This is a genomic window from Paenibacillus sp. JT22N15 (assembly GCF_059383755.1).
Genome location: NZ_JBXENV010000014.1, coordinates 54,370 through 72,340, shown reverse-complemented (window position 1 = coordinate 72,340; position 17,971 = coordinate 54,370). Strand labels below are relative to the sequence as shown.

12 protein-coding genes and 1 pseudogene are annotated in these 17,971 nt (G+C 47.6%); 12 read left to right on the top strand and 1 reads right to left on the bottom strand.

The features are described from left to right. Positions 1 to 85: 85 nt before the first annotated feature. The 7 genes from xynC to AC50X8_RS24695 all read left to right on the top strand — a co-directional run bounded on the left by xynC (position 86) and on the right by AC50X8_RS24695 (position 11,754). Positions 86 to 1,768 carry a glucuronoarabinoxylan endo-1,4-beta-xylanase XynC gene (gene xynC / locus AC50X8_RS24725; RefSeq protein ID WP_056033387.1) on the top strand — a complete coding sequence of 561 codons (1,683 nt, stop codon included), beginning with the start codon at positions 86 to 88 and terminating at the stop codon, positions 1,766 to 1,768. 148 nt (positions 1,769 to 1,916) lie between these two features. After that, positions 1,917 to 2,810: an ABC transporter permease gene (locus AC50X8_RS24720; RefSeq protein WP_056033390.1), complete on the top strand. Its 894-nt coding sequence runs from the start codon at positions 1,917 to 1,919 to the stop codon at positions 2,808 to 2,810. A gap of 12 nt (positions 2,811 to 2,822) precedes the next feature. Further along, positions 2,823 to 3,713 (top strand): carbohydrate ABC transporter permease, encoded by an 891-nt coding sequence (locus AC50X8_RS24715; RefSeq protein WP_494882101.1) that lies wholly within the window; start codon positions 2,823 to 2,825, stop codon positions 3,711 to 3,713. A gap of 69 nt (positions 3,714 to 3,782) precedes the next feature. Beyond that, positions 3,783 to 5,444, top strand: a complete 1,662-nt coding sequence (locus tag AC50X8_RS24710; RefSeq protein ID WP_235533116.1) for a type 2 periplasmic-binding domain-containing protein — start codon at positions 3,783 to 3,785, stop codon at positions 5,442 to 5,444. A 94-nt stretch (positions 5,445 to 5,538) separates the two neighbouring features. Then, the gene (locus AC50X8_RS24705; protein ID WP_056033398.1) at positions 5,539 to 7,332 is read left to right on the top strand and encodes a cache domain-containing sensor histidine kinase; all 1,794 of its coding nucleotides are present in this window, start codon (positions 5,539 to 5,541) and stop codon (positions 7,330 to 7,332) included. Continuing rightward, positions 7,329 to 8,942, top strand: a complete 1,614-nt coding sequence (locus AC50X8_RS24700) for a response regulator (protein ID WP_235533117.1) — start codon at positions 7,329 to 7,331, stop codon at positions 8,940 to 8,942. The genes AC50X8_RS24705 and AC50X8_RS24700 overlap by 4 nt, the downstream gene beginning before the upstream one ends. After that, complete coding sequence (locus AC50X8_RS24695; RefSeq protein ID WP_494882099.1) at positions 8,932 to 11,754, top strand: DUF8487 domain-containing protein; 2,823 nt, start codon at positions 8,932 to 8,934, stop codon at positions 11,752 to 11,754. Before AC50X8_RS24700 ends, AC50X8_RS24695 begins: the two co-directional genes overlap by 11 nt. Positions 11,755 to 11,819: 65 nt before the next feature. Here AC50X8_RS24695 and AC50X8_RS24690 read toward each other — a convergent pair whose 3' ends face one another. Beyond that, the gene (locus tag AC50X8_RS24690; protein WP_494882097.1) at positions 11,820 to 12,428 is read right to left on the bottom strand and encodes a TetR/AcrR family transcriptional regulator; all 609 of its coding nucleotides are present in this window, start codon (positions 12,426 to 12,428) and stop codon (positions 11,820 to 11,822) included. 131 nt (positions 12,429 to 12,559) lie between these two features. Here AC50X8_RS24690 and AC50X8_RS24685 point away from each other — a divergent pair, with 131 nt between their 5' ends. The 5 genes and pseudogenes from AC50X8_RS24685 to AC50X8_RS24665 all read left to right on the top strand — a co-directional run. After that, entirely contained in the window at positions 12,560 to 13,135 is a 576-nt protein-coding gene (locus AC50X8_RS24685; RefSeq protein ID WP_494862696.1) for a cysteine hydrolase family protein, read from the top strand. Between the two features lie 203 nt (positions 13,136 to 13,338). Next, positions 13,339 to 14,103, top strand: a complete 765-nt coding sequence (locus AC50X8_RS24680) for an AAC(3) family N-acetyltransferase (RefSeq protein WP_494882095.1) — start codon at positions 13,339 to 13,341, stop codon at positions 14,101 to 14,103. A 283-nt stretch (positions 14,104 to 14,386) separates the two neighbouring features. After that, on the top strand, positions 14,387 to 16,099 hold the full coding sequence (locus AC50X8_RS24675) for a histidine kinase N-terminal 7TM domain-containing diguanylate cyclase (RefSeq protein ID WP_494882093.1): 1,713 nt from the start codon (positions 14,387 to 14,389) through the stop codon (positions 16,097 to 16,099). Positions 16,100 to 16,583: 484 nt separating this feature from the next. Further along, a complete protein-coding gene (locus tag AC50X8_RS24670) occupies positions 16,584 to 17,774 on the top strand; it encodes a cytochrome P450 family protein (protein WP_494882091.1) in 1,191 nt (396 codons plus the stop codon). Between the two features lie 66 nt (positions 17,775 to 17,840). After that, positions 17,841 to 17,927: pseudogene (locus AC50X8_RS24665) on the top strand (VOC family protein); the annotation flags it as partial. Positions 17,928 to 17,971: the final 44 nt, after the last annotated feature.

The following is a 17,971-nucleotide window of genomic DNA, read 5'->3' as shown; positions in this document are numbered from 1 at the left end:
AGCTGAAAAAGGGGGTGGTCAGACGGTTGTTTAAACAACCGGATAAGTTTATAGGAAAAATTAATATTATAAGGAGATGAAAACAATGATCTCAAGTCTGAAAAAATCAATGTTTGTCTTATTGGCATGTTTAACTGCGCTTCCATTAGTATTAACCGTGCCAGCTCCTCCTAAGGTTTCAGCAGCAAGTGATGCAGTCATTAATTTATCGGCAGAAAAACAATTGATACGAGGCTTTGGAGGAATTAATCACCCGGCTTGGATTGGGGACCTGACAGCGGCCCAAAGAGAAACCGCATTTGGCAATGGACAAAATCAGTTAGGCTTTTCTGTTCTAAGAATCTTTGTAGACGGTGATAGCAATAATTGGTACAGAGAAGTGCCGACTGCCAAACGTGCGATAGAGCAAGGCGCACTCGTCTTTGCTTCGCCATGGAATCCTCCTAGCAGTATGATCGAGACCTTCAATAAAAATGGTGATACTGCAGCCAAACGGCTTAAATACGATAAGTACGCTGCGTATGCGCAGCATCTTAATGATTTTGTCACGTACATGAAAAATAACGGTGTGAACCTGTATGCGATTTCGGTCCAAAATGAGCCAGACTACGCGCATGACTGGACATGGTGGACCCCACAAGAGATGCTTCGCTTTATGAAAGAAAATGCGGGCTCCATTCAAAATACGAAGGTCATGGCACCGGAGTCCTTTCAATACCTGAAAAATATGTCAGACCCTATTCTGAATGATCCGCAGGCTCTTGCCAATATGGACATTCTTGGTGCTCATCTTTATGGTACAAGCGTTAACAATTTCGCTTATCCTCTGTTTAAACAAAAAGGAGCGGGCAAAGAGCTCTGGATGACGGAAGTATACTATCCAAATAGTAACAACAACTCGGCGGATCTCTGGCCCGAGGCATTGGATGTTTCCCATCATATTCACAGTGCTATGGTTGAAGGAGATTTCCAAGCCTATGTATGGTGGTATATCCGCAGACAATACGGCCCGATGAAAGAGGACGGCACGATCAGCAAACGCGGTTATAACATGGCTCATTTTTCCAAATTCGTTCGTCCTGGCTATGTAAGGGTTGATGCATCGAAGAGCCCTGAAACAAACGTGTTCACCTCTGCATATAAAGGCGACAACAAGGTGGTTATTGTTGCCATCAACAAAGGCACCTCGGCAGTCAATCAGAAATTTGTCCTGCAGAACGGGAATGCATCGACGGTATCTTCATGGGTAACAGACAGCACTAGAAATCTTGCAGCCGGATCGTCGATTAATGTGTCGGCCGGTTCCTTTACAGGCCAGCTTCCGGCCCAGAGTGTTACAACCTTTGTAGCTGAATTAGGCAGCGGTGGAGGCAGCGGCAGCGGTACCACTTATGAAGCCGAGACGGGTACAACATTGACCAGCTCCGCAGTAGAAACCATCAATTCGGGCTACAGCGGCAGCGGATATGTCAACTTTAATGCTGCAACCGATGCAGCCATTCAGTGGAATAGCATCTACGCTGCTGTAACTGGAACTAAAAATGTAAAGTTCCGGTATGCGCTGGAGTCAGGGACGAGAAATTTGGATATTTATGTTAATGGAGCGAAAGTAATCAGCAATGCTGCCTTTACAGCGACCGGCAGCTGGACAACCTGGGGCGAGAAAACGATTCAGGTATCCATGAGCAGCGGGAACAATATTTTAAAAGTTGTAACGACGGGTACAGAGGGACCGAATATGGATAGTGTAAATGTTTCGGCTCAGTAGTAATAATTGCAAAAAGGCTTCGTCTCCTTTACATGGGGCGAAGCCTTTTCGTTATGAATTCTAATCAGAACGATAGATATCCAACCGCTGTTGCGTAGGAGTGCTCCGAATTTACCTTTATGATAGAAAGACCAAGGAGGGATGCAGATTGTACGCAAAGCTTTATAAGTATCGATGGCAATATTTAATGATTTTACCGGGCGTGGTCCTGCTGCTGCTTTTCAACTATATCCCTATGGTAGGGATACAGGTTGCATTCCGGGATTTCCAAATCGGAACATCCATATGGAATAGTGCTTGGGTTGGTTTAGATAATTTTTCCTTTATTCAAGACCCCCAGTTTTTGACCGTAGTCAAAAATACACTCTATATATCGGTGTTGAAGTTTGTATTCGGCTTTCCGGCGCCTATTCTGCTGGCTCTGCTGATTAATGAAGTGACCCGGCCAGTGTTCAAGCGCTTCGTTCAATCGGTCAGCTACCTGCCCCACTTCTTCTCATGGATTGTAGTAGCCTACATTCTTCAATCCTTTTTGACGCTCGACAGCGGCCTGGTCAACCAGTTTATCAATCAAGCGGGTGGGGACTCCATCTTCTTCTTGGGCTCGACGGAATGGTTCCGGCCGATGGTAGTGTTAAGCGGCTTGTGGAAAGAAACAGGCTGGAATACGATTCTTTATTTGGCAGCGATTACGACGATTGACCCGCAGCTCTATGAATCCGCCAAGGTAGAGGGCGCAGGCAAGCTATCCCAAATTCGCCACATTACGATTCCAGGCATGCTGCCGACGATCTCGATCGTCCTGATCTTGAGTATTCCAAGCTTGATTACCGTGGGCATGGATCAAATTTATCCGCTCATGAATTCAGCTAACCAGGAAGTGGCCGACGTGCTGGATACGTATATTTTACGCAGCGGCCTGCAGCAAGGCTACTTTGGCATGGCAACTGCGGTTGGTTTGCTCTCCTCGATTATCAGTCTGATTTTAGTTGTGGGGACGAATCAGTTTTCAAGAAAAATAAACGGCGAAGGATTATGGTGATGGCGTATGAAGATGAGCAAAGGTGAAAATATTGCCCAATACGTCATCGTAGCGCTGCTCGGCCTGCTGTGTGTATCCGTGCTTTATCCGTTTTTGTATATGCTGGCCATATCTTTGAATGACGGCGCAGATGCTGCCAAGGGCGGGGTTTACTTATGGCCGCGGAATTTTACCCTTATTAATTATGAGATCGTACTTGGCAATGAGATTATTCGGAATTCTTATCTGATCACGATTGGCAGGACCATCATTGGGACGGTTGGCGGACTGCTCGTTACGCTGCTTGTGGCGTACGGATTGTCCTATCGCGGACTTCCTTTTAGAGGCACCATTCTCGGCTATATTCTGATTACGATGCTGTTCAGCGGCGGCTTGGTTCCGTACTACATTCAGCTCAACAATCTGGGCTTGATTAATTCGTTCTGGGTATACGTTCTGCCGGGCCTCTTCTCCGTCTGGAACATGTTCGTCATGCTGAAATTTATTCAGGGCATACCGGAGGCGCTGGTGGAATCCGCTGAACTAGATGGAGCTGGACCGCTGCGAATTTTAATGCAGATGATTATTCCGCTGTCCAAACCGATGCTGGCTGCACTAGGCTTGTTTACGGCAGTCGGCCATTGGAATGATTGGTTCGCGGGCGCCTTCTTCGTTACGAAGCAGGAATTGATTCCCGTTCAAACCTTCTTGCAGCAGCTTCTAGCTGCGTCGGATTTGTCTGCCGTACTCGGCTCCAACACGAATCAGGAGGCGCTGGCGAGAAGCTCGCAGCTGCAAAATATTACGCTGATGTCGATTAAAATGGCTGTTGTAATGGTCAGTGCAATTCCTATTCTTTGTGTTTATCCGTTTTTGCAAAAATACTTTGTCAAAGGAGTTCTTGTGGGCTCGGTCAAAGGCTGATTATTCGGGTATTAGAGCAACATTTATATACCGATTTGAAGTACAATCTTGTATAGGGGGAGTATGACAGTGAAATCTAAAAAGCGTTTCTTAACGGCATTAACCGTTGCCGTATCGCTGACCGTAATGGCGGGTTGCTCGAATTCTACAAACAATCAGCCAAGCAGCACCGATACAGGCAGCGCGGCAGCTGGCGGTTCAACCTCGTTCAATCTGTGGCTGGGATGGACGGCAACAACGAATAATGACAGCTTGGTGCAGAAGTATTGGCGCGAGAAAGAGCCGGGTGTTGATGTTAAGCTGGAGACGACACAGGGCGATGCAATGACAGCGCTTAATTTGAAAATTAACACAGGCGGCTTTGAGGACGCAGCGATTTTTGGCCGAAATGAAACGGTGAAGAGCGCGATGAACCGCTCGAAGCAGCTGATGTCTTTGGAGCAGTATTTCGATATGCCGGATAAATATCCGGGGCTGGCTGCGATTCCGAAGCAGTATCTCGAATTGATGAAGGATGCGGACGGACATATTTGGTCGATTCCGACCTGGTTTGACCAAAATCCGGAAGATCCATGGCCGGGCTGGGCATCGCAAGGATGGTCAGTCAGAACGGATGTGCTGGAAAGCGTTGGCATGACCATAGCTGATCTGGCTACTATAGAAGGCGTAGAGGCTTTTCTGAAAAAAGCGGCTGAGCAAAAGGATGCGTCAGGCAAAACGCTGCTTCCCCTTTCGTTTCTAATGGATACGAATGATACGCTCAGCTGGAGCGATGAGAACGCGATTCTCACCGCCTTTGGCGTCACGACGGGCGGCAGGGGAATCGAGAAAAAAGGCGATGATTTTGTATTCGCTTACGATGATCCGAACTTTAAGGCGGCTTATGCGTGGATGAACAAAATGTACGTCGCCAAGCTGATTGACCCAGAGGTCGTGACGAATAAAAAAGAGCAATATAATGAAAAAAATAAATCGGGACGTGTCGCGCTAAATGCGGGAAGCTTCTGGAATATTCCAACCTCCGTATGGGAGACGCTTGACGGCCCTACGGAGCCGGGATGGTTTTATGAAGTCGTTCCTTTCCCTAAAGTCCAAGGCGTAGAGAAAGTCGGCATCAATCAGGTCGTTAATCCGAATCCGGGATATGATGTGTATGTCAGCTCCAATACAAAAAACCTGGAAGCGATTTTAAAGTTTTTTGATTACACGCTGCAGCCGAAGCCTGAACAACAGCATGTCATTAATGAAGGGCCAGTTGGACTGTACTGGGATTGGGTTGACCAGCCGCTTGGGAAATGGCAGTTCACGGATGAAGCTTATAAAACAAGCCGGAATTCCGGTGATGCAGCTCAAAAAGCGAAGGTTACGCCGGAGCTGTACATGGCTTCTTCCTACAGCAACGAGTGGTATCCGTGGTGGAACACAGCGGATGGCGGGAAAGCAGGAGCAGCCAAAACGATCAAATTCACCGAGGCGATCGGTAAAATGGGAAGTATCCGGGTTGCCGAGCCGTATGATTTGATTGAAATGAAGGCTGGCGGCCTATGGGAGAAATATTCCCCTGAAATCGAAAATATTCGCAAGGAATATAGAGCCAAGCTGCTGATGGCAAAGGATAGCGGCCAATTTGAGACGGAATGGACGAAGTTCCAGGAAGCTCTGGAGAAGCGCGGCCACTGGAGCGAGGTCAAGCAGGAATGGCTTGCATCTTACAATGAGCAAGTAAAATGAGCAAGTAGCAGCGGGCAAATAAAATAAAGAATTTGCGGAGCATCCCTTCCTATTAGGAAGGGGGCTCCCTTTGCAGTTCATGGAGGAGTGGCAGATGAGGCTGAGACAACGTTTAGAGCAATGGATCATTCGTATGACCCGCTCCATGAATATGAGAAAGAAAATTGTGCTGTTTTATGGGGTTATTGTATTTCTTCCGACCGTCCTGCTGGCTATCGGAGCAGGCTATATGACGCTGCATATTGTCCGCGGCAACTATATGCTCACGATTAAGGAGGCTGTTCGCCAGAACGCCCAAAGCATTGAGTTCCGCAAGCAGAGCTATGATCTGCTTGCTACGCGGACAGCGACTGACGGTGAGCTGGTTTCCAGATTATCGAGAGACTATCAGGACATTTCCGAACAGTACGCTACCGTTCAATATGTAGATCGAGCTTTCTTATTTACGAGCAAATATTTGCCCGGAATCGAAAATTTCCGCATCTACCATACGAACGACACGCTGGTGCAGGACGGCGGGCTTCTATGGAAACCAGGAGATCGTAAGCTTTCGGGCTTAATCGAACAGGAATGGTACAAGGGAAGACTTCAATCGCCGGACAACCTCACCTGGACGAATGCGCTCGACGATAAAACCCGGCTCGTAGTTTCGCACAAAATTTTAAATACGTACGGGGACGTCTACGGCATCGTCTATTTGCGGCTTAATTATAATGAAGTATTTGCTGAGTCGTTTGACCATCCGTTTGACGGCGCGGGGGAAATGTTCATCGTAGACAGCGATGAGCAGATCATCGCCTCCTCAGAGTCCAATGAGATCGGCAGCCGTTTGTCCGAATCCTCCTTAAGCGAGTATTGGAGCAGTCCGGAAGGCTCGGCCGTAACTGTTGATGGCATGGTATTAATCAGGCAGAAAATCAATTCCGGCTGGACGGTCGCGGCGCTTGTGCATCTGGATCGGCTGGAGGAGCAGTCCAAACGAATTTTCTACTATATAGTGGGCGGCATCGCTTTTTTTCTCCTTTTATCGACCTTTCTCATTATGGTTGTGCTCAAAAACGTCATCTGGCGGATACGCAAGCTGGGAACCCGCATGATGGATATTTCCGAAGGTTATTTTGAAGCGACGGTGAGAAACCGGGACAACGATGAGCTGGGAGAGCTGGAGGTTCTATTTAATTCGATGTCTGGACGCCTCAGAAGGCTGGTGGAAGAGCATACAGAGGCGATTTTAAAAGAACGCGAGCAGTCCTTCAAAGCGCTGCAGGCGCAGATTAATCCGCATTTTATTTATAATTCCTTAAGCCTGATCCGCTGGCGTGCCATGGATGTGAAGGATGACATTCAAATTCGGACGATCGATGCCCTGACCACCTTTTATCGGCTGGCCCTCAATAACCGCGTTAATGTGACCCGTATTCGTGATGAGCTTGAGCATCTAAAGGCTTATGTCGAAATCCAGCAGCTGCGTTATCCCGATCAGGTGCACGTAGAATGGCAGGTGGAGACGGACGTTCTTGATTTGTATACGATTAAGCTCATTTTGCAGCCCATAGTGGAAAATTGCTATTTGCATGGCGGTATTACAACTAGGAAGGGTGCCTTTATACAGATCATGATCAACAAAACAGAGGATGCCATTGCGTTTCAGATTTTTGATAATGGGAAGGGCATTGCGCGCGAGAAGCTGGAGCGAATCAAGACAGGCAGCTATATCGGTACGAAAAACGGATTCGGAATGAACAATATACGCGAGCGGCTGGCGCTCTATTTTGGCCAAGAGGGACGTTTTGAAATTGAAAGCATGGAGGATGAGTGGACGGCCGTGACCATTCATATTCCGATCTGCAAGGAAGCTCCTGAAATTAAAAAGGGGGATGGAGCATGATGCAAGCACTGATCGTTGATGACGAGCCGATGCAGATTCAAGGACTTGTCCGCCACATCGACTGGGAAGCGCTAGGGTATGAACAGCCAATGACCGCACAATCGGGTGAAGAGGCGATTGCCATACTGGCAGAAGCTCATGTGGATGTTCTGATCACCGACGTGTCGATGCCAGGAATGACGGGGATAGAGCTGCTCGCCAAGTGCAAGTCGGACTATCCGAAGCTTGCGTCCCTGCAGACGGTGATGATAAGCGGGTACGACGAATTCGAATTTGTCCAGGAAGCGATTCATTTAGGGGCAAAGGCCTACGTTCTCAAGCCGATTAAGACGGATGAATTGGAAGCGAAGCTTGCTGCATTTCGCGATTCGCTTGAGAAGAGAAACCATATCGAGCTGGAGACAAGCAAGCTTAAAGAAAAAATGACGGAAAGCTATGAGGTGCTGCAGGAGCATTACGTCAAGGATTTGATAGAAGGTGCGATTCAAAGTGACGAGCTGCTCGAATCCTGGTGCCGTCTGCTCGATTTGCCGTCGGAGGACTGGCAGGCTACGCTGTTCCTGTTCGGCTATGACCGTCTGTTTCCGTCCAATCCGCATGACGCCAAGGAGCGAATTATGCTCAGCGAAGGGCTCATCAAATGTGTCAAAATGGGCCTGTCCGAGTTTGCAGGCACGTATATCGGCAAGACCGGAGCGGACGAAGTGGCGGTCATTTTATTGAACGCCTCTCCAATTGACCGTGTGAAGCTGGAGAAGCAGCTTTCTTTTATCCAGGATGTTCTGAAGGAGCAGTACAACGCTTCCGTTACCGTCGGAATCAGCAGGGAATGCCAAACTTGGTCGGAAATCCCCCTGTTATATAAAGAAATCAAGCATATGATGGCAAGCGCCAGAATGGCCGGCTATGGGCAAATTTTGTATTTCGACCACGTTGAAATGAATGAATATCACGATTTTCGATTGTACGAGGAATATTTTCCGGAAATTTTAAAGCTGCTTGATAGCGGGGAAAGCGAGAACGCCGTCGTTTATTTCAACCATGCGTTTGAGATGCTGCTGGCGCAGAAGCCCGTGTCCTTTTCATATGTGCAGGCCTTTGGCATGGGATTAATTAGTGAGCTGATCCGCAAATTGAAGCGTACAAAGGAAACGGACGCCGAGATGAATATTTTGATGTGGCAGCGGATGATTGACTGTACGGATGTGGAGGAAATAAGAACGGTCGTAATGGCCTTCCTCGCCCAGTATATCCAGCTGAAGCAGAAGGAGCAAACCGTTCAGCAGCATAACCTGATCCAGAAAGTGGCCCGTTATTTGGAGGAGCATCTGCATAATAACGTAACGGTGAAGCAGCTGGCGGAGCAGTTTCATTTGAACTCCAGCTATTTGAGCGTATTATTCAAAAAAGAAATGGGCCGAACGATATCTGATTTTGTCCAGGAAGCGCGTATGAACAAGGCCAAGGAGCTGCTCCGGGACCCAAGCATCAAGGTATATGAAGTGTCGGAGCAGGTTGGATTTCAAACGGCGGCCTACTTCACCTTTTTATTCAAGAAGCTGACCGGAACGACTCCGCAGGAGTTTAGAGATTATTATTATGAGGAGTGATATTTTGCTGACCAAAATCAACCTAGAGGGCGAATGGAAGCTGCAGCTGGACAAGGACAAGAGCGGGTTGTCGCAGCCGTTTACAGATTCGATTAAGCTGCCCGGAACGACATCCTACGCCCGGAAAGGGCCGAAGAACGAAACGAAATTAGTAGGGGCCTTGACCGATGAGTATGCGTTCGAAGGGTATGCATGGTATTCGAGAGAGGTAGAAATTCCCACGGGGCTTGCTGAAAAAACGTGTTTTCTCTATTTGGAAAGAACGAGAATGACGACGGTATGGGTGGGCGACCGCGAGGTAGGCTCGCGGGACAGCTTGAATACGCCGCATCTCTACGAATTGACAGGACTGCTTCAGAGCGGCCCGCAGACGATTACCGTCCGTGTCGACAATACGGATTATCCAACGAAGGGCGGCCATATGACTTCCCCTGATACACAGACCAATTGGAACGGGATTACAGGCCGCATCGAGCTTCATTTTTATAACGCTTCGTATTTGACCGATATCCAGCTCTATCCGAATTTGTCCGCGCGCTCCGTGAAGGTGGAAGCTGGTGTGCAGGGAGCGCTCAGCGGCAGCCTAACGGTATCCGCAGCCAGTTGGAACTCTGAAAACGTGCATACGGTGGCGGAGAAGGAATATAGCTTCACTTCGCAGACCATTTCGCTTGAATATGCTTTGGGGCAGGACGCGCTGCTATGGAGCGAAGCCACTCCTCATTTGTATACCGTAAGCATCTGTTTGAAGGATGAGACAGGCGAAATCGTTGACCAGCAGCAGCGGAGCTTCGGCCTGCGGGAATTTAGAACGGATGGAAATAAATTTACAATTAACGGCAGCAAAACGTTCCTTCGGGGCAAGCATGACGGATTGATTTTTCCGCTGACGGGTTATGCGCCGACGGATGTCGAGGAATGGCTGAGAATTCTTGGCATTTCCAAGTCCTATGGCATTAACCATTATCGTTTTCATACGTGCTGCCCGCCTGAGGCTGCGTTTACCGCAGCGGACATGCTGGGGATTTACATGGAACCGGAGCTGCCTTTCTGGGGAACGATTACCGAAGCAGCAGATGAGCGCCATAACCAGGCGGAGCAAGACTACTTGATTAGCGAGGGGTATGCTATTCTCAAGGCATTCGGCAATCATCCGTCCTTTGTCATGATGTCGCTGGGCAATGAGCTGTGGGGCAGCAGAGCCAAAATCGATGCGATTTTGCAAGCCTATAAAGCGTTCGACAGCAGGCCGTTGTATACACAAGGCTCCAATAATCATCAATTTTCTCCTGCTATTCTTGAACATGATGATTTCTTCTGCGGGGTGCGTTTCTCGAAGGAGCGGCTGTTCAGAGGTTCTTATGCAATGTGTGATGCTCCGCTAGGCCATGTTCAGACCGACGTTCCAGGTACGTTAAAGGATTATGACGATCAAATTGTGCCGCCAGATTTTAATCATAACGAGGGCGCGTCGGGTGATGCAGGGGGCGTTATTCAAATCCAGTACGGCACGGAAGCGAAAGCTGTCCAGCTCGGCGACGCCTCGGGGGAATGGATTCCCCACATTCCGGTCATTTCCCATGAGATTGGGCAATACGCAACGTATCCGAACTATGGAGAAATAGAGAAGTATACAGGCTCGCTGAAAGCGGAAAATTTTATCATTTTCCAAGAGCGCCTCAGGGAGAAAGGGCTGGATCATCTGGCCAGCCCATACTTTGAAAGCTCAGGGCAGCTGGCAGTAGCCTGTTATAAGGAAGAGCTGGAAGCTGCTTTTCGCTCCAGAAAGCTTGCCGGCTTTCAATTGCTCGACCTTCAGGATTTTAGTGGACAAGGAACGGCGCTCGTTGGCATATTAGATGCTTTTATGGATTCCAAGGGGTTGATTACGCCTGAGGAATGGCGGACCTTCTGCAGCGATGCCGTCCTTATGGCGAGGTTTGCTAAATACAACTATACGTCGACCGAACGCTTCGAGGCTCATGTGGAATTGTGCTGGTATAGAAATCAGCCGCCCGGTGCAATCAAGCTCCAGTGGGAGCTGGCGGATGGACAGGGGGTACTGGCGTCCGGTACGGCTGAGGTGGAAATATGGGAGGAGCAAAATGACATTGATATTTGCGAGCTGAGCATTGAGATGCCCGCTGTTGATGTGATGACCAAAGCTGTGCTTTCCCTGCGGATTTTGGAGACGGATATTCGCAAGTCCTATGACCTCTGGATTTATCCGCAGCAGGTTGAAGCGGAGCTGTCCAAAGTCCATCGTTTTGAGTCGCTTACGGCTGAGGCTCTTGCTTTATTAAAGCAAGGAGAGAAGGTATGGCTGATGCCGAAGCCGGAGCATATAAGCCATGGTATCGAAGGCTTCTATAGTACCGATTTCTGGTGCTACCCGATGTTTCGGTCCATCTCGGAGAGCATGAACCGTCCGGTTCCCGTCGGAACAATGGGGCTTCTAGTCGACAACAGCCACCCGGTCTTCCGGGACTTTCCGTGCGAGCCGCATTCAACTTATCCTTGGTGGAGCATCGTATCCCATTCAAAGTCGATTATTATGGACGGTACGAGCAAAGAATGGAGCCCTATCGTACAGACCATCGACAATTTTGAGCGCAATCACAAATTAGGTTTTCTGTTTGAATGCCGCGTAGGAAAAGGCAAGCTGCTTATTTGCTCGCTCGACGCGGATAGGGTGCTAGAAACACCGGAAGGAAAACAGTTTTTGTCCAGTGTGATCAAATATATGGAATCAGAGCAGTTCAAGCCGCAGTACGAAGCCAGCGTGACGGAGCTGCTGGAGCTTATTCAATAAAAGTAGTTTAGGGTAAAAAGAATAACCGCTTGCCTTCTCTGGAATGGCAAGCGGTTATTTTTTGCTTACCCGCGAAGACCGTCGCATAGAATCGACACGACACGGTCTGGAAAAGTACCGCCGTCCCCGGTCGCTTGCAAAATGCCAATAAGCAGCATTTTGATATCCTCAAGGCGAGCATCCGCCCGAACGGAGCCGTTTTGCTTGGCACGGGCGAGCAGCTTGTCGATCCCTTGCCAAAAATCTCGCGCAACGTCCGAACGACCAGCCTCTACATTCAGACTGCTGACAAGGGCATCGGTGATCGCCTTGTTTGCAATCCCCTCGCGTATAATGGTTGCAAAATATTGAAAGAACGCTTCGCCCGGATCGTCGTGGTCAAGCCATTGCTGGGCTTCTTCCATAAGCCGCGCCTTGTGGCTGACAATGACGGCCCCAAACAAATCTTCCTTCGTTGGAAAATGCCGATAGACGGTTCCTACCCCCACACCGGCACGCCTTGCGATTTCATCCATCGAGACGGAGATGCCTTCGGTCATAAAAACCTGATGGGCGATATGGAGCAGATGATCCCGATTTTTTTTGGCATCTGCCCGCAATGCCTTCTCGGGGGGAGCGGCGATGAAGGACACTGTAGGGTCAGCGTCTCCAGCTGGAATATTTTTTTTAGACATTTTTGAATAACACCTCTTTATAAATATTACATCAATAGCGATTTGTTGACAAACGGAGAATGTTCTCCGTATAATAATAAAAACGGAATGCATCCTCCGTTTATGATGAGAAAGTGGGAGATTAAAAACATATGCAAAATTCACCGAGCAAAAGCGCGCTGTTGGTCATGGATATGCAAAATAGCGTTGTGTCGCGGTACGCAGCTGGCGCGGGGGCACTGCTTCCGTTCCAAAAAGCGATTGAAGCGGCACGCAGCCACGCTATTCCTGTTATTTACGTACGTGTTGCTTTTCGTGCAGGTTATCCCGAGATTAGTGCTAGAAACAAAATGTTTGGGGGCATTGCCAGTCGATCCGGAGGTGTGGCGGCTCCAGAAGCGATGATGCAGATTCATGAAGCCGTGCAGCCTCAAGAAGGCGAGCCGATTGTGACGAAGGTTCGAGTGAGCGCGTTCGCCGGAAGCGACCTTGAGGTCATCCTTCGCTCCCAACAAATCGACACACTCATTCTCAGCGGTATTGCCACAAGCGGCGTCGTTCTATCGACATTGCGGGAAGCGGCAGATAAAGATTTTGCCCTTACGGTGCTTTCCGACGCCTGTATCGATGCCGACACCGAGGTTCATCGCGTGTTAACCGAGAAGGTGTTCCCCCAACAGGCCGAGGTAATATCTGTCGAGACGTGGGTGGCTTCTTTAACCAACTAATGTTCATAAGCAGGAGAACAAGCTATGCTTTATAAGGTATTTATTGCCATATAACTTGTGGATTGCGGTTTTCAAAAACCCAACCCCAAACTGCGAAGGGCGCCCGGATGGGTGCCCTTTGCTTTCGCTTTATAGAGGAAACGTTAAATCGTATCCTAAGTAAGGGCAAGTTTTGATATAATGAGCCCAGGAGGGGGTAGAACATGCACACAATAGAGAGCTTAATGAAGCAATTAGAGCAGCTTGGCATTGACGGCCAAGGAACGCTGCTCGTCCATTCATCGATGAAAAGCATGGGGCCAGTCGAGGGTGGCGCAGACACCGTTCTGGATGCGTTCACCGCCTATATGAAGGATGGGCTGTTGGTGCTGCCCACCCATACTTGGTCCTACATCAATGCGGATAATCCGAAATTTTACGTGGATCAGTCGCCTTCCTGCGTCGGAATTTTGCCCGAGCTTTTTCGCAAGCGGCCTGGTGTGGTGCGTTCATTGCATCCCACTCATTCGGTGGCAGCATTAGGCCTGGATTCAATAGAGTTCACAAACGATGATCATCATTTCGATACTCCCTGCGCTAGAGGCTCTGCATGGGGAAAGCTGCTTGACCGAAGAGCGACGATATTGCTGGTTGGGGTCGATTTAAAGCGCAACACCTTTATTCATGGAGTCGAGGAATGGGTGGACATACCGGGCAGGCTGACGGATGGCCATGAGATGCTGTTCACGGTATTGCCCGATGGAACAGAAATTTCTGTCCCTTCCCGCCGGCATTGCGGGCTGTCGTGGTCGCAGCATTTTTGGAAGGTAGACGATGTGCTTGAAAGTAAAGGCGCCATGCATAAAGGGCGGCTAGGCGATGCCGATGTAAGGGTCTGTGATGCGGCTGCGGTAGCGGAAGTAATAACGGAAATGCTCAAGGAAAATCCGGATTTGTTCTCGGATAATCATCCATTGGATCATGAATAGGATTGTAAGAAAGGGCCGTCCGGCAACGGCTGGCCCTAAGGCAAGACCCTCGTAAAACTTTCGGAATTTCTCCCCAAAACAACGTTTTCTCTTCCCATAGCTCAAATATGAAACGTTCAAGCATCGGCAATACAAAGGAATGTATGAAGAAATAGGACAGAGGTTGGCTGGACTGCCATTGTGTGGGCTAGCTCACGGTCTTGACTGTATGATAAGATGTGGTTAATTTAACCAAACCTATTTGATAATATCGTAGCTGTCGAATCAAAAAAGGAGAAAATTTGTGAGCCCATTAGCATGGTATGATCTCTTTTTATTCATCCTCTTGTTTGTCGTATATATTTATGTTTTTGCTACCGTTAGGATTACGAACTTACATAAGGTGTATTTCTTATTTCATTTTTTAATGATGCTTTGGCCGGTGTGCCAATTTGCTACAGATCTGACTGACGATCCGCAGTTACAGTTGTTTTATGTAAATATGTCTTTTGTGGCCCTCTCCTTGTTGGGAAGCGGTTGGCTTCTGCTCACGATCTTTCTTACCGGGAATGCAGACAAGCTGGGAAATAGGAGACTATTTTTATTATTTGCGCCTGCGGTTATTGCAGCAGTTGGTGTCATTATAAATCCGTTTAATCTTTTTGTAGCTCCGATGAGGGGCGGTTACGTCGATAGAGCATATGGCATATGGTTCTGGATTGTGATCGCTATTCTATTGAGCTACTTTTTTGCTTCTCTCTTTGTTTTGTTTGGGGCATTACATTCTTCAAGAACGTCACCCATGATCAAAAATCAAGTGAAGATTACGCTGTGGGGCATATTCGTGCTGGCCACTTTTGCCGGTATTGACGCTATTCTTAATGTGGTGTTAAAGCAGTGGCTGCCGATCATTCCAGGATTTACTTCTCTAGGCATTTTTCTTTCAGATTTATTTTTCGTATATGTCATTAAAAAATACAATGTGTTTGATCTTGTTTCCATCGCCCATGAGGACGTCATCAATACGATTCCATATGGAATCCTTGTATTAGATGAGAATGAATCCATTATTGAAGTTAACAAAGCTTTACGATCGTCTATGGATTTAAATGTGGGTGACTATTTTGATATGGAGACGTTTCTTGGCACTGTTCATGTAGAGGGCAGCAGCAAGGAATTTCTGGAGCGTTATAAGCAAAAGGAAAATACGTTGTCTCAAATTGAAATCGTCGCCCAGCGCGATATCGAACGTCATTTTATTGTACAAGCTTCCCCAATTGTTGATTCTTACCCGATGCAAATCGGCCATATTATTACGTTCCAGGATGTCTCGCAAGAGCGCTTTTATGTTCAAGAAATGAATCGGCAAAATGAGATCCTCCAGGAGCGCAATCATTCACTGGATCGCATCCGTAATGAGTTATCTGAAGCTAATCGAAAGCTTGAAGAATTAGTTCTTACGGACAGTTTAACCAACTGCTACAATCGCCGTTATTTGACCCAACAGTTGACTCATGAGGTTATAACCAATATTCAATATAAAACGCCATTTTCACTCATCCTGTTTGATATTGATTTCTTTAAAGCGATCAATGACCGCTTTGGGCATGTAATAGGGGATGAAGTTCTTTATCGTACGGCTCAAGCCGTCAAACAATCCATTCGCGGTACCGATATTTTAGCCCGATATGGGGGGGAAGAATTTATGATCTACCTTCCGCATACTAAGCGCCAGTTGGCAGAGCAATTAGCGGAACGAGTGAGATTAGCGGTAGAGTCGAACTACATTTTGGTAGAGCATGAAGTCAAGCAGGTTTCGATCACGGTAAGCGTGGGCATTTTATCCATTGAGGACTTTGATCATGAGCATGTGCCGGACAATCCGGAAGGCTATTTAATTCAACTTTTTGCTGCAGTAGATAAAGCCCTTTACCAAGCGAAGCAAAATGGACGCAATCGGATCGAATTCGCAGATTTCCAAAGTGTTTCTAATCCTAAGCTGAAGCAATTGTATTGAATAATTATTTGATTTAATTGGGAGAATCAACAGCAGGGCGTTTCGGATATTATATTGAAATAGATGCCTTACGACGGGACACTATAGCAAAAAAATGAGATCGCTGACTTCGCAGATGGTCTCATTTTTTTGCTATAGTAACGGGCAGTATTCTGTGGGGGACCATAAATATTAGAACTGATGAAGAACAGAGAAAAGGAATATTGGAATGTAGAAAAGTTCCAACGAGGAGGCAAAAGTACAACAATAGTCTTCAGGGTGGAATGATTTTTTTCGCGTTTGTGGCACAAATTGACTTTGATTCTGTAGGTGAGGTATACTCTTTGTGAATCAGAAAAAGGAATTTTTATTAAAATTTGTCATAAAAGGGTTTTGATTGATTTCTAAATGAATGAGTTTCTCTTCATCAATTTTCACTAGTTTTGTCCCTGGCCGAATCGTAGATTACCATACGTATTCTATATGTTGGAAGGAGATGGTGGCATTGAATTCAAGAGACACGATAGAACAGAAGATGCTTACACCGGAGTTTAAACAGAATCCCTACCCCGTCTATGAAAAATTACGAGCCAGCAATCCTATTTTTAAGCAGTTTTTCCCGAATGGCCATTATGGCTGGATCGTAACCAAATATGAGGACGCCGTGGAAGTGCTCAAGGACCAGCGTTTTATTAAAGATATAGCTAAAGTCAGCAGCATTGAGCAAAAGAGTGTAATAGGCAAAAACATGCTGTTCTCGGATTTGCCGGATCATAAACGCTTACGTGGCTTTGTGCAAAAAGGCTTCACTCCCCAAATCATTGCGGGGAAGCGAGAACACATTCAGAAAATAGCCGATGAGCTTCTCGATGCGGTGGCCGCTGGTCATACCAAGAATCTGATTGACGATTATGCGTTCCACCTTCCTATTATTGTCATTTGCGAAATACTAGGTATTCCTGCTGAGGATCGTGAGCAATTTCGAAGCTGGTCAAATTCCATTATTGAAGTCTCCTTTGAGGAGAGCAGCCGGGAAGCCTCTTTGCAGGCCCAAGATGAATTCGTAGCTTATCTTAAAGAGCGGTTTGACTTTGTACGGGAAAACCCTTCAGATGACTTGATCAGCCAACTGGTGGTCGCGGATGAAAGTGGGGATCAGTTAACGGAAGGAGAATTATATGGGGTCATTACCCTGCTCATTATTGCTGGGCATGAAACAACGGTCAACCTGATCGGCAATGGCGTGCTTGCCCTGTTGGAACACCCGGAGCAGCGCGAGCAGCTGTTGCAGCATCCGGAATACATTCATGGCGCTATTGAAGAAATGCTCCGCTACAACGGGCCTGTCGAATTTAGTACGGGTCGCTGGGCAAGCGAGGATCTGGAATTCAAAGGCCATATGATGAAGAAAAATGACATGGTCATCGTAGCGCTTGATTCTGCGAACCGTGATCCCGAGCATTTTAGCCAGCCCGATGTATTCGATATATCCCGGGGCAAGAGCCAGCACCTGGCGTTTGGCAAAGGAATTCATCTCTGCCTGGGCGCGCCTCTCGCAAGGCTGGAAGGAGAAATCGCCATCAATACGCTGCTTCGGCGCTTCCCGAGGCTTGAGCTTCAGGCTAATATCGCCGATTTGGAATGGAGACCGGGGATGATTGTGCGCGGAGTTAAAGAAATACCGCTGTCCATTTAGAGCGGCTAACCACATGTTATGTTTTCACGGCTGCCTGCGGGCAGCTTTATTCTTTTTTCACATTTCGGCCCTTTAGTAGAAATGCCATCCGGACGGGTATTTAACTTTGCGGATCATGAAGAAAATGACTTCGCTGTCATGGAAAAAAAGTAAATAAGGCTCAATAGAGCTGAACCGATACCACTTAAGGTGGCCGA